Source organism: Polaromonas sp. P1_G2, assembly GCF_056405515.1.
The window spans coordinates 1-422 of record NZ_JBFUBY010001326.1 but is presented as its reverse complement, the minus strand read 5'-3'; the positions used below and the strand labels follow the sequence as shown (position 1 = coordinate 422).

General features: G+C 61.6%; 1 protein-coding gene. It reads left to right on the top strand.

Going from position 1 to position 422, the window contains the following annotated elements:
- Window positions 1–422 (top strand): nucleoside hydrolase (locus tag AC1D0P_RS30385; RefSeq protein WP_477680130.1); only part of this gene is annotated, 422 nt, incomplete at both ends.

Genomic DNA, 422 nt, shown 5'->3' with positions numbered 1-422 from the left:
GTCCGATGACCAATCTAGCCATGGCAATGGTGATGGAGCCGCGCATCATCCCAAGAATCCGTGAGGTCGTGCTCATGGGCGGCGGCTTCTTCGAAGGCGGCAACGCCACGCCGGCGGCGGAGTTCAACATCTATGTCGACCCGCATGCCGCACACAAGGTGTTCGCCTCGGGTGTGCCGGTGACCATGGCGGGGATCGACTGCACCTATACGGCGCAGATGACGCCCGAGTGGCTGGACACGCTGCGCCGGACCGGCAGCCGGGCTGCGATAGAAGCCGCCAACCTCGCCGACTTCTATCGCCAATATGGATCGCACAAGTTTCCCACCGAAGCCCGGCCGATCCACGATGCCTGCGTCACGGGCTATCTTCTCGCCCCCGAAATCTTCGAGAAGAAACAGTGCTATGTGACTGTCGATATC